This is a genomic window from Pseudoalteromonas neustonica (assembly GCF_001653135.1).
In the GTDB taxonomy this organism is placed as follows: domain Bacteria; phylum Pseudomonadota; class Gammaproteobacteria; order Enterobacterales; family Alteromonadaceae; genus Pseudoalteromonas; species Pseudoalteromonas neustonica.
Genome location: NZ_BDDS01000007.1, coordinates 193,095 through 206,626 on the forward strand (window position 1 = coordinate 193,095; position 13,532 = coordinate 206,626).

The 13,532-nt window shown below is 41.8% G+C and carries 9 protein-coding genes; 5 read left to right on the forward strand and 4 right to left on the reverse strand.

The window, feature by feature from the left end; all coding sequences use genetic code 11:
- Nucleotides 1–117: 117 nt before the first annotated feature.
- From mutT to A7967_RS12530, 3 genes are all read right to left on the reverse strand, one after another.
- Nucleotides 118–513: an 8-oxo-dGTP diphosphatase MutT gene (gene mutT, locus A7967_RS12520; RefSeq protein WP_054452747.1), complete on the reverse strand. Its 396-nt coding sequence runs from the start codon at nt 511–513 to the stop codon at nt 118–120.
- 159 nt (nt 514–672) lie between these two features.
- Nucleotides 673–3,381 (reverse strand): preprotein translocase subunit SecA, encoded by a 2,709-nt coding sequence (gene secA, locus A7967_RS12525; RefSeq protein WP_054204426.1) that lies wholly within the window; start codon nt 3,379–3,381, stop codon nt 673–675.
- Between the two features lie 363 nt (nt 3,382–3,744).
- On the reverse strand, nt 3,745–4,227 hold the full coding sequence (locus tag A7967_RS12530) for a DUF721 domain-containing protein (RefSeq protein ID WP_054204555.1): 483 nt from the start codon (nt 4,225–4,227) through the stop codon (nt 3,745–3,747).
- Between the two features lie 1,677 nt (nt 4,228–5,904).
- Here A7967_RS12530 and A7967_RS12535 point away from each other — a divergent pair.
- From A7967_RS12535 to A7967_RS12550, 4 genes are all read left to right on the forward strand, one after another.
- Nucleotides 5,905–7,275, forward strand: coding sequence for an MBL fold metallo-hydrolase RNA specificity domain-containing protein (locus A7967_RS12535; protein ID WP_054204425.1), 1,371 nt, complete (start codon nt 5,905–5,907; stop codon nt 7,273–7,275).
- 95 nt (nt 7,276–7,370) lie between these two features.
- Entirely contained in the window at nt 7,371–8,252 is an 882-nt protein-coding gene (locus tag A7967_RS12540) for a nucleotidyltransferase family protein (protein ID WP_054204424.1), read from the forward strand.
- 49 nt (nt 8,253–8,301) lie between these two features.
- On the forward strand, nt 8,302–9,375 hold the full coding sequence (locus A7967_RS12545; protein WP_054204554.1) for a phosphotransferase enzyme family protein: 1,074 nt from the start codon (nt 8,302–8,304) through the stop codon (nt 9,373–9,375).
- Between the two features lie 680 nt (nt 9,376–10,055).
- Nucleotides 10,056–11,426, forward strand: coding sequence for a Gfo/Idh/MocA family protein (locus tag A7967_RS12550; protein ID WP_054204423.1), 1,371 nt, complete (start codon nt 10,056–10,058; stop codon nt 11,424–11,426).
- 89 nt (nt 11,427–11,515) lie between these two features.
- Here the strand turns inward: A7967_RS12550 and yjgA are convergent, their stop codons facing one another.
- On the reverse strand, nt 11,516–12,043 hold the full coding sequence (gene yjgA / locus A7967_RS12555) for a ribosome biogenesis factor YjgA (RefSeq protein ID WP_054204422.1): 528 nt from the start codon (nt 12,041–12,043) through the stop codon (nt 11,516–11,518).
- 134 nt (nt 12,044–12,177) lie between these two features.
- On the opposite strand from yjgA, the gene pmbA reads away from it, so the two are divergent.
- The gene (gene pmbA / locus A7967_RS12560; RefSeq protein ID WP_054204421.1) at nt 12,178–13,527 is read left to right on the forward strand and encodes a metalloprotease PmbA; all 1,350 of its coding nucleotides are present in this window, start codon (nt 12,178–12,180) and stop codon (nt 13,525–13,527) included.
- Nucleotides 13,528–13,532 lie beyond the last annotated feature (5 nt).

Below are 13,532 nucleotides of genomic sequence, written 5' to 3' on the forward strand. Positions count from 1 at the left end.
TTTGTTAATTTGCGCGGCATAAAGCCCCGCCTACGGCAAATTTAAGCACTGGTATTTTGTGTATTTGTAGGCGGGAGTTTACCTCGCGCAGTTTGGTGTTAATGCGCGAGGTGGAGTTTAAAATTGTGTTTTTATTTTTTCGATGATTTCTACATTGGCGGCGGGGAAGTTGTATTCGCTTAGCTTATCAATTGCTACCCATGCGCTTAATTGGCCTTCGGCGCCATGTGCATCGCCGCTGAAGTCGGTGACAACATGCACGTCTAGTTTTACACATTTATCGCCATAATCATGCTCTATGACCATTAGCTGGCTTGAGCTGTGAATCGTTAATGCTACTTCTTCAATAAGTTCGCGTTTTAGTGCCTCAAATACGGTTTCGCCGCTTTCTACTTTCCCACCCGGAAACTCCCATAAACCGCCTTGGTGTTTATCGTCTGGGCGTTTGCAAATAAATAATGTGTTGCCAGCTTTGATAACGCCAACGGCTACGTGGATTATTTTTTTTGTCATATTTTAATCTCTATTTTTAATTAATCTGCGCGGCGTAAAGCCCCGCCTACGGTAAATATAAACGCCAAAGCCAGCTTATATCGGTTATTGTCACCTAATTATTTTCATAAAAAAAGCGACGCAGGCGTCGCTTTTTAATTATTACTTAACAATATATGGTTACTTTAATTTACCGCAACACTGTTTAAATTTTTGACCTGATTTACAAGGGCATGGTTCGTTACGGCCAACTTTTGGCTCCGCACGAGCTGCGACTACGGCACCTTGTGGTGTTTCGCCGCCAACGTGCTCAACTTCTTCGTGTTGATATTCGCGAGGTGCGCTTTCGCTTTTGCGATGTTGCTCTTCGATTTTTTCAACGTCTTCTTCAGCGCGCACTTGTACTTTACTTAAAATACTTACTACGTCGATTTTAAGGTTTTCAAGCATCTCTGAGAACAATTCAAACGATTCACGCTTGTATTCTTGCTTAGGGTTCTTTTGTGCATAACCGCGTAAGTGAATACCTTGGCGTAAATGGTCCATTGCAGCAAGGTGATCTTTCCAATGTTGATCAAGGCTTTGCAGCATAATTGCTTTTTCAAACTGGCGAAGTACTGGTTCGCCAACTTGCTCTTCTTTTTGCTTGTATGCGGTATTGATCTCTTCTTCGATTCGTTCACGCAGCTTTTCTTCGTAAAGCTTGTTGTCGTCTGCTAGCCATTGTGTGATTGGCAGCTCGATCAAGAAATCTTGTTTTAAGCGTTCTTCTAGGCCTGGGATATCCCACATTTCAGCAAGGCTTTGCGGTGCAATATATTGGTCAATTGTGTTACCAAGTACATCGCCACGAATAACCGTGATGGTTTCTGAAATATCGCCTTCAACAAGTAGCTCATTACGTTGTGCGTATACAACACGACGTTGGTCGTTTGCTACGTCATCGTATTCTAGTAATTGTTTACGAACGTCAAAGTTACGTGCTTCTACTTTGCGTTGTGCGTTTTCAATTGCGCGGTTAACCCATGGGTGCTCGATGGCTTCGCCGCGTTGCATGCCGAGTTTACGCATCATGTTAGTCATGCGTTCACCAGCAAATATACGCATTAATGCGTCATCCATTGATAAGTAAAAACGGCTTGACCCAGCATCACCCTGACGACCAGAACGACCACGAAGCTGATTATCAATACGGCGAGATTCATGACGCTCGGTACCAATAATATGTAAACCGCCAGCTGTAATTACTGCATCGTGACGTATTTGCCATGCCGCTTTGATTTCAGCTATTTTTTCATCACTTGGGTTATCAAGTTTTTCAAGTTCGCTATTCCAGTTACCACCTAACACAATATCGGTACCACGACCGGCCATGTTAGTTGCAATGGTTACTGTGCCAGGTAAACCTGCATCAGCAACGATGTCGGCTTCTTGCGCATGGAACTTAGCATTAAGTACGTTGTGCTTAATTTTTTCTTTACGTAAAAATTGCGATAAGTACTCTGAGCTTTCAATTGAAATAGTACCCACCAATACTGGTTGGCCGCGCTCTTGGCAATCTTTAATATCGACTAAAATTGCTTCGTATTTTTCTTCTTGCGTTAAGTAAACTAGGTCAGCACGGTCATCGCGGATCATTGGCTTATTAGTTGGCATAACAACAGTATCAAGGCCGTAGATTGACTGGAACTCAAATGCTTCAGTGTCGGCAGTACCTGTCATACCTGCAAGGGTTTCGTAAATACGAAAGTAGTTTTGGAATGTGATTGATGCCAACGTTTGGTTTTCGTTTTGAATTTTTACACCTTCTTTAGCTTCAACAGCTTGGTGTAAACCTTCAGACCAACGACGCCCTTCCATTGAACGGCCTGTATGCTCATCTATAATGATAACTTCGTTTTCTTTTACAACGTAATCAACATCTTTTTGATAGAGCTTGTGAGCGCGTAATGCAGCATAAACATGGCTTAGTAAAGTGATACTACCTGCAGAGTAAAGCGAATCGCCTTCTGCTATTAAACCGCGCTCGGTTAGTAATTCTTCAACTTTAATTTGGCCGCGTTCAGTTAAATGAACTTGCTTAGATTTTTCATCGATTGTGAAATCGCCATCGCCTTCAATACCTTCTTCGTCTTCTTTTTCTTGTAGTTCAAGAGTAGGAACGATGGTATTGATTTCAGTGTAAAGCTCAGAGCTATCCTCAGCTGGGCCTGAAATGATAAGCGGAGTACGCGCTTCATCAATTAAGATTGAGTCAACTTCATCCACTACTGCGTAGTAAAGTGGACGTTGTACGCGTTCGTTAATGCTAAACGCCATATTGTCACGTAGGTAATCAAAACCAAACTCGTTATTTGTACCGTAAGTAATATCGGCAGCGTAGGCTTCTTTTTTCTGCTGCGGCATCATACCTGGTACGTTGCAGCCAACTGTTAAGCCTAAAAATTCAAATAGTGGACGGTTTGTTTCAGCATCACGTTTTGCTAAGTAGTCGTTTACGGTAATAACGTGGACGCCTTTACCCGTTAAGCCACGTAAGTAAGCCGGTAAACTTGCAGTAAGTGTTTTACCCTCACCGGTGCGCATTTCTGCAATACGCCCTTGGTTTAGTACCATACCGCCAAGAAGCTGTACGTCAAAGTGACGCATGCTATTAACACGCTTTGATGCTTCACGTACCACAGCAAAGGCTTCTGGCAGAATGTCATCAAGGCTTTGTCCGTTATCGTAACGTTCTCTAAACTCTGCTGTTTTGGCTTTTAAATCTTCGTCTGAAAGCGCTTCTAGTTGCGTTTCAAGTGCGTTGATCAGCGCGACCGTCTTTCTTAAATTTTTAATAGTGCGGTCATTGCGACTACCAAAAATCTTGGTAAATAAATTAGATATCATGATAAAACCGTTACAATATATTCTTTGTTAGCCGATTATCAGCTAACCCATTTTGATATGCCCAAGCGTTTTGGGGTCATTACTAATTAATATACTGCTCATAAAAAGAACATATTAATTAGCAATTTTAATAAACGCTGCAAAATGCATCATTTATTACGTGCGTTACTATACCAGACTCTGCGAAACAACGAACCACCTGTTCATCAAGATGCCCATTTTTAACTGAAAAATTTCGTAAATACCGTAAAGATAACTTTAATCTTGCTCATTTATTACATTAACGATGAATATATGGAGGTGGATAAAATAAAATCAAGGGTGAAAACAAAGCAATCGGCTGGCTTATTATCAATGAGGTACTTACTTTTTCCCGTGCCGTGCGAGTCGCTCTAGTTTTGCTTTAAGCGAAGGGGGGGCGTTTGAGGCAATTGCGGTGAGGTAATCTGCTGTTTGTTCGCTCATGGGGGGGTGTTTAGCTGCGGGTGCGTTGTTATTCATTTTTGTAGTGGTGTTTGGGCTCAAGCGCTGCGTAGTTTGTGGATTTGCAGTAATTTTTATTTGCCCAAGCTCAGCCATACCAGCAGCTCGAAAATGTGAAAGCATATCCATTTTTAAATAATTTAAACGCAGTGCGATAGGCGCTGATACCGCTTCGATCATAAGTGTGCCATCGCGATAGTTACTTACGCGACATTTACCGCCTAAATTAGCGCCTAAAAAATCACTCAGTAAAGTTTGCTGCTTATCGAGAGCTTGGCTTTTGCCTGCATATGACGCCAATCTGCCGCTGAGGCCCGCCATAATATCGTTTAATGGCTTTGGTGCGAACCTGTCTTTAGCCATGAAAACACCAGTATTTAGAACGAAGAAATTTATTTTAAATGATTGCAAATACAAAGCAATGATTAATGCTGGCATTTCAAATTAAGTAACCCCATCGGCGCTAAAGCGCGCTCCTACGTGCGGGTATATCGTAGGAACAGGCTTTAGCCGTGATAATAGCTGTGTTTGGCTGTGATGACTCGGTTTGGCTGTTAATATTTTGTTTGAATAGCGTGAAACCCATCGGCGCTAAAGCGCGCTCCTACGTGCAGGTATATCGTAGGAACAGGCTTTAGCCGTGATGATAGCTGTGTTTGGCTGTTAATATTTTGTTTGAATAGCGTGAAACCCATCGGCGCTAAAGCGCGCTCCTACGTGCAGGTATATCGTAGGAACAGGCTTTAGCCGTGATTGCATACTCTATTTTGATTTAATCTTATATGGTGTGATTCCCCCACCGGCGCTAAAGCGCGCTCCTACGTGCGGGTATATCGTAGGAACAGGCTTTAGCCGTGATGATGGTTATTTTTGGCTGTTAATATTCTGCTTGACCGTTAATATTCTGCTTGACCGTTAATATTCTGCTTGAACATCGCATGAAATCCATCGGCGCTAAAGCGCTCTCCTACGTGCAGGTATATCGTAGGAACAGGCTTCAGCCGTGATGATGGTTATTTTTGGCTGTGATGATTCTGTTTGGCCGTTAATATTCTGCTTGAACATCGTGCGAAACCCATCGGCGCTAAAGCGCTCTCCTACGTGCGGGTATATCGTAGGAACAGGCTTTAGCCGTGAAAATAGTTATGTTTGACTGTGATGATTCTGTTTGACCGTTAATATTCTGCTTGAACATCGTGCGAAACCCATCGGCGCTAAAGCGCTCTCCTACGTGTAGATATATCGTAGGAACAGGCTTTAGCCGTGATATTAGTTATGTTTGGCTGTGATGATTCGGTTTGGCCGTTAATATTTTGTTTGAATAGCGTGAAACCCATCGGCGCTAAAGCGCGCTCCTACGTGTAGATATATCGTAGGAACAGGCTTTAGCCGTGAAAATAGTTATGTTTGACTGTGATGATTCTGTTTGACCGTTAGTATTCTGCTGAACATCGCATGAAACCTATCGGCGCTAAAGCGCTCTCCTACGTGTAGATATATCGTAGGAACAGGCTTTAGCCGTGATAATGGTTATGTTTGGCTGTGATGATTCTGTTTGGCCGTTAATATTCTGCTGAACATCGCATGAAACCTATCGGCGCTAAAGCGCTCTCCTACGTGCGGGTATATTGTTGAAACAGGCTTTAGCTGTGATAATGGTTATGTTTGGCTGTGATGGATTCGGTTTGAATATTGTGCGAAACCCTATCGGCGCTAAAGCCGCTCTCCTACGTGCAAATATATTGTTGAAACAGGCTTTAGCCGTGATGATGATTATGTTTGGCTGTTAAGGTTCTGTTTGAATATCTGTGCGAAATCTATCGGCGCTAAAGCGCTCTCCTACGTGCAGGTATATCGTAGGAACAGGCTTTAGCCGTGATGATGATTATGTTTGGCTGTTAAGGTTCTGTTTGAATACCTGTGCGAAACCTATCGGCGCTAAAGCGCTCTCCTACGTGCGGGCATTATGTTTATCTCTTTTATTTTGTGCTGATATATTTTAATCTCGCTGTACATTGTTTAAACATATAAGGATATATTATGAATATTACACACCATGGAGCGGTGAATGGGGTGACAGGCTCTTGTCATCAACTCGACTATACAAGTACTGAATCGGTGCTGATTGATTGTGGTATTTTTCAAGGTGAAGACGCGGGGCCAGATTTAGCAATCGATTTTGATATTTCTACCGTTACGGCATTAATCGTGACTCATTGCCATATTGATCATGTTGGCCGTATTCCTTATTTGTTTGCTGCTGGTTTTAGTGGACCCATTTTTACCTCAAAGGCATCAGCAAGCTTGTTGCCCTTGGTGATTGAAGATGCACTTAAAGTGGGTGTAACGCGAGATCAAAAAATCATAGATGCCTGCTTAAGTTTACTTGAAAAACGTATTGTCGCTGTTGAATTTAATCGGTGGTTTGAGTTACCTGGCAGTAATGAGTTACCCCTTACAAAGGCTCGGTTTCAGCGTGCTGGGCATATTCTTGGTTCAGCTTATGTTGAAGTCGATGTAGGGGTAAAACCTAATCTTCAGCGTGTGGTGTTTTCTGGTGATTTAGGCGCGCCTTATACGCCGCTGTTACCAAGCCCCAAAGCGCCTTATAAGGCTGATGTGCTCGTGATTGAATCAACCTACGGCGATAAAAACCATCAAGGGCGAAAAGAGCGAACATCAACGCTTAAAAAAGTGATTGAAAAAGCGGTTGCAGACAGCGGCGTTGTATTAGTGCCTGCTTTTAGCATTGGGCGTACGCAGGAGTTACTCTACGAGTTAGAGCAAATTATTCACAACGCCCGTAAAAACCCATCTTGGCAAAGTATTAATGTGATTGTTGATTCACCTATGGCGGCTAATTTTACGAGTAAATATCGAGAGTTTAAAAGTCTATGGGATGATGAGGCTAAAAAGCGTTTAGCGAACGGCCGTCACCCGTTAGATTTTCGACAATTACATACTGTTGATAGCCATAAAGAGCATCTTGCAGTGATTGAGTATTTAAGTAAGCGAGATGAAGCTGCAATTGTTATTGCCGCGAGTGGCATGTGCACAGGTGGCCGAATTGTGAATTACCTGAGCCGATTTTTGTCAGATAAAACAACGGATATAATTTTTGTTGGTTACCAAGGCCGTGGAACGCTTGGCCGAGACATTCAAACATATGGCCCACGTGGCGGTTATGTGCATATTAACGACAGTAAAGTGACTATACGCGCTAAAATTCACACAATTAGTGGTTACAGCGCTCACGCAGATCAAAAAGGCTTAGTTAAGTTTGTAACAGGAATGCGCAAAAAGCCTGCTTTGATTAAAATTGTGCACGGCGATGAGCAAGCAAAGCAAGCATTAGCGCAAAAGTACAAGGCTATTTTAGGTAATGCGACAAGCGTTGAAATTGCAAAATAGTTGTTATTTAGATAACTATATTTGGGTATAGAGACAAGTGTTAAAACTGATACACTTAGGTCGTTAAGAATCGAGAATAATAAAAATGGTTGAAAATGAATATTAAAAAACATGATTTGAGTTTAGTTATATTGGCGGGCGGCTTAGGCAGTCGCTTTGGTGGCAACAAGCAAATTGCTGAAATATCAGGATTAGGCTGTACCATCATGGAGTTAAGTATTACAGATGCATATGCTGCAGGTGTGACTCAAGTGGTTATTATAATCAACCAGGCTGTTCGCAGTGAAATAGAGCAGGTTATTTTACCGCGTCTGCCTTTAGATCTTGACGTGGTGTTGGTTGAACAGCGAATTGATTTAGTACCAGTGCAATTTAAAGCACTGGTTGATGAACGTGTAAAGCCTTGGGGCACGGGTCATGCTTTATTGTGCGCAAAACAGCATGTACATAATCCTTTTATTGTGATTACCGCTGATGATTATTATGGAACTTCGTCATTTAATTTATTGGCTGAACATTTTAAATTACACTCAGATTGGGCGATGGTTGGTTACCCAATTATCAATACTTTATCTGATCAAGGAGGCGTTAATCGAGGTGTTTGCAAGATCCAAAATAACCAGCTTATAAATGTTATTGAGTTTTTAAACATAAGCATAGAAAACAACTCCCTTATGGGTGAAAACCCACAGCAACAGCGGGTTCACATTGCTGATGATGCGCTAGGTTCAATGAGTTTTTGGGGGTTAACGCCTTCATTTTTCAATAGATTAGAAACCGGTTTTGATAACTTCCTGCAAAAATATGACAACGGTGTCAAGATGGAGTATTATTTGCCTGATCAAATTCAACAAACGATCACAAACAATCAACAAAGTGTCACCGTTTATACTGCGCAAGAGTCCTGGTATGGAGTGACCTATAAATCTGAATTACAGGATGTTGCGAGTAAATTATATGAATTACGTCATGGATGAAATAGCACCGATCTTGCCTTTTTCTGGGCACAAAAATAGCGAAGTAAGTATGAAGTCAAATCCCACTGCGGTTTACTTGTCTGAGAATTTTGGTCTAGGCAATGAACGTGTCAGCATGAAGCCGATTGGAAGTGGCCATATTAACAGCACTATGCTGTTAAGCGTGCCTAGCAAGTCGTTAGTAGTCCAAAAACTCAATACCGACGTTTTTCCTGAACCAGATATGCTGGTTAAAAACGCACGTTTAATTGAATCCCATTTAACGCAAAAGCATCAAGTAGGCGAATATAATTTAGATATTATTCGTCATGTTGCGACGGTTGGCGATGATTATTTAGTTGAATGTGAACAAGGTTTGTGGCGTGCGCTCGAATTTATTGGCGGCAGTTATAGTGAAGATGTAGTGGCAAATACTTCACAAGCAGAAACTGCGGCCAATGCATTTGGCCAGTTTGCTGTTGCGTTAGAAGATTTTGATGCGAAGCAGTTACACCATGTTATTCCTGATTTTCATAATTTAGCAATGCGCGCTGAAAAATTAACAGACGTTATCAAAGCAGATCCTGAAAACCGTTTAGCAAGTTGCCAAGCGGAGGTTGATTTTTGCTTATCTCAATTTGGTTTAATTGATGAATTAAAAGCATTGAAAGGGGTTGTACCAATTCGCCCTTGTCATAACGATACTAAAATTAACAACATGTTGTTTTGTAATAAATCACATGGTGCAAAAGCCGTTATTGATTTAGACACCTGCATGCCAGGTTATTGGCTTTATGATTTTGGTGATATGGTGCGAACTTTTTGTTCTCCAGAACAAGAAGATTCAACAAATTTAGCAAACGTGCGTGTGCGTGAAGACATTTTTGAAGCGGTTGTTAAAGGGTATGTGGAACCTTTAAAAGACCTAATCACTGAACAAGAAAAGCAAAGTTTTTGGTTAGGCACAAAGGTAATGACGTTTATGATTGGTTTACGTTTTTTAACTGATTACATTGATGGTGATCATTATTTCTCGATCAAGCATGCGAATCATAACCTTGAACGTGCGCAAAATCAGTTTGCGTTATATCGTGATATTCTAGCTAAAAAAAGCACGCTTAAAGCTATATTAAGTGATGTTTAACTAGATTTCATTGAATCACAACAGATAACCCTTAAGAGCCGCATTTGCTCTTAAGGGGTTGTACTTTGATAAACCCTATCGGCGCTAAAGCGCTCTCCTACGTGCAAATATATTGTTGAAACAGGCTTTAGCCGTGATAATGGTTATGTTTGGCTGTGATGATTCGGTTTGGCCGTTAATATTTTGTTTGAATAGCGTGAAACCCATCGGCGCTAAAGCGCTCTCCTACGTGTAGGTATATCGTAGGAACAGGCTTTAGCCGTGATAATGATTATTTTTGGCTGTTAAGGTTCTGTTTGGCTGTGATGATTCTGTTTGAATACCTGTGCGAAATCCATCGGCGCTAGAGCGCTCTCCTACGTGTAGGTATATCGTAGGAACAGGCTTTAGCCGTGATAATGGTTATGTTTGGCTGTTATGGATTCGGTTTGAATACCTGTGCGAAATCTATCGGCGCTAAAGCGCCCCCCTACGTGTAGATATATCGTAGGAACAGGCTTCAGCCGTGGTAATGGTTATGTTTGGCTGTTATGAATTCGGTTTGAATACCTGTGCAAAACCCATCGGCGCTAAAGCGCTCTTCTACATTAATCTCCTTTTTCTGCTATCTATCCCTATCAGCTTTACCTATTAACCTGTTTTAGGTAAGTTAAAAACAGGTTAATTCAAGGATAATAATAATGAAGCAGTTTAATCGTCGAGACTTTTTAAAAGCGGCTAGTGCAGCGGCTGCAGCAAGTGTTGTGGCAGGGTGTGCAAGTGGTGTTAATGGCGGAGCAGTTACGCCAGCACAACAAGGGCGTTCAGTTATTGGTTTAATTGCACCAAAAATGGATGTTGTACGGGTGGGCTTTATAGGTGTAGGCCAGCGTGGTTATGGCCATGTAAAACGCATGAGTCATATTGCGGGTACTAAGATAACAGCCATTTGTGATACGCATACAGAAGTACTCGAACGTTCAGCAAAATTCTTAACAGATAAAGGCCTTCCAAAGCCTGCGCTATATTCAGGAGCTGATAACGCCTATCAAGAAATGCTTAATCGCGATGATATTGATATTGTTATTATTTCAACCCCCTGGGCATGGCATGCTCCGATGGCGATTGATACTATGAATAGCGGTAAGCACGCATTTGTTGAAGTACCACTGGCATTAACAGTTGAAGAAATGTGGCAAATTGTCGATACCGCAGAGCGCACCCAAAAGAACTGTATGATGATGGAAAACGTCAACTACGGCCGCGATGAGTTAATGGTATTGAATATGGTTCGCCAAGGTGTATTTGGCGAGTTATTGCATGGTGAAGCGGCGTATATTCATGAGCTACGTTGGCAGATGAAAGAGCTTGAGCATAAAACGGGCTCTTGGCGTACTGCGTGGCATGCTCAGCGTGATGGTAACTTATACCCAACACATGGCTTAGGGCCGGTATCACAGTATATGAATATTAACCGTGGCGATCGTTTTGATTTTTTAACGTCGATGAGCTCACCCGCTTTAGGGCGCAGTGCCTACGCTAAAAAAGAGTTTCCTGCAGATCATCAACGCAATCAACTTAACTACATCGCTGGTGACATGAACACCACGCTTATCAAAACAATCAAAGGGCGCAGTATTATGGTCCAGCACGATACGACTACACCAAGGCCTTATTCTCGCCATAATTTAATTCAAGGCACTAATGGTGTGTTTGCTGGTTTTCCAAATCGTATCGCGCTTGAAGAAGGCGGCTCTAAGAGTTTTCATGAGTGGGATTATGAAATGGAAGATTGGTATAAAAAATATGATCATCCGTTATGGACTAAAATGGGTGAAGAAGCGCAGCGTAATGGCGGGCATGGCGGCATGGACTTTTTAATGTTTTGGCGCATGATTTATTGTTTACGCAATGGCGAAGCTTTAGATCAAGATGTATACGATGGCGCAGCATGGTCGGTTATATCGCCGTTATCGGCGCAGTCAGTCAGCAGCCGCAGTGCATCAATTGATATCCCTGATTTCACTCGGGGTGCTTGGAAAAATGCCCAACCATTAGGTATTGTTAGCTAGGCTAGGGCGTCAGCGCTTTAGTGTACAAATAAAAAAGCCCATTAATACGTTGTATTAATGGGCTTTTTTAATATCAATAATATTTAATATTATGACATTATTGTTTCTTTTAAATACTGAAAAAGCTCTTTATAGCCTCGTGCTGGCTTTTCTGCTTTAGCTTCTTTGGCAGCATTACGCACTAATTGACGCATTTTTTGACGCTCTAGTGCAGGGTAATCTTCAATTGTTTGATTAATTAAATCATCACCTTGTGCTATTAAGTCACTACGTAATTGCTCAATTTTTTTAATCATAACTTCAGCCTGATTATTTTTATTAAGCATGATGTCGATAATCGCTTTTATGTCTTCGATGTTTTCAACAGTACGTAATGTTTTTGCTATGTAGTTTAGGTGGCGACGGTATGCATCGCTCTTGTTACTGATTTTATCAGCAACAACCATTGCAGCTTTTAAATCGTCATTTAAGGGTAAGCGTTCGCGCTGCTTTTTCCCCATTTTGGCAATTTCGGAACCCAACTGATGAAACTCTTGCGCTTCGCGTTTGAGTTCACTTTTTGATACATAGATAATTTCTTCTTCAATTTCAGCAGGCTTGCCTTTTTTCTTCGCCATGGGGTGCTCATATAATAACGTTAACTGTCGGCATTATACGCGATTCTTTTAATGATTAATATTAGCTGATGCAATGCGATGAGTGTGTTAGCATTTAAGTATATTGTAAGCGTTACAAGCTCAGGACCTAAAATATGAAAAGCCAACAGCAAGATCCTATTTACACTCAGATTTCTCAAGTCAAAGATGCCGTGGCAGAAGTGCTAGAGCATGCAAAAAAACTTGGTGCAACTGGAGCCGAAGCGGCAATGTCGAGCACATCGGGTTTATCGGTAAGCACACGTATGGGTGAGGTCGAAACGATTGAGTTTAACCAAGACGGTGGATTGGGGATCAGCGTTTATGTTGGCAATCATAAAGGGTCTGCATCAACGGCTGATTTAAATCCTAAAACGTTACGTACCGTCGTCGAAAAAGCAATTGATATTGCAAAGTTCACATCTGATGACCCGCATAATGGTGTTGCCGATAAGGAATTACTTGAATTTGCTCCACTTGATTTAGATTTATACCACCCATGGGATGTGAGCCCTGAAGAGGGTATCGAGTTATGTCATGCGGCAGAACAAGCTGCACTCAATGCTGATGAGCGCATTGTGAATTCTGACGGCGCTAGTTTTTCATCACATCAAGGCTTACGAGTATATGGTAATAGCCATGGCTTAATCACTGGTTACCCGCGCACACGTCATAGCATTAGCACTATGGTGATAGGTAAAGATGGCGAACAAATGCAGCGTGATTCTGCGTACACTGTAGCACGTGACCAAGCAGGGTTAAATGATGCGGCTTCAGTTGGTCTGGAAGCTGCCACTGAAACGTTAGCAAAACTTAATAGTCAAAAGTTAGGCACCATGAAAGTCCCGGTTGTTTTTAGAGCTGATATTGCCAACTCATTGTTTGGGCATTTAGTGTCGGCTATTGGCGGTGGTGCACTATATCGTAAATCGAGTTTTTTATTAGACAGCTTAGGTAAACAGGTATTTAGCAATTGCGTTAATATTTCAGAACGTCCGCATATTTTAAAAGGCTTAGCGTCATCTCCTTTTGATAGTGAAGGTGTAAAAACAATTGATCGTGAGATCATTCAAGGTGGCCAGTTACAAACTTATTTATTAGCGAGCTACGCTGCACGTAAGATGAATATGACACCAACAGGCCATGCTGGTGGCATTCATAATTGGTTGGTTGAGCAAACTCATGCTGACTTAGCTGCATTATTAAAAACAATGGGCACAGGCTTATTGGTTACAGAGCTAATGGGCCAAGGTGTTAACACAGTAACGGGTGATTACTCTCGTGGCGCAGCGGGTTTCTGGGTTGAAAATGGTGAAATTCAATATCCAGTGAGTGAAATTACCATTGCCGGTAAGTTACAAGATATGTTTAAGGCAATTAGTGGAATTGGTGGCGATATAGAGCGTCGTGGTGGTATTCAAACAGGCTCGGTATTGATTGAACAAATGCAGGTTGCGGGAAGTTAGGTTAA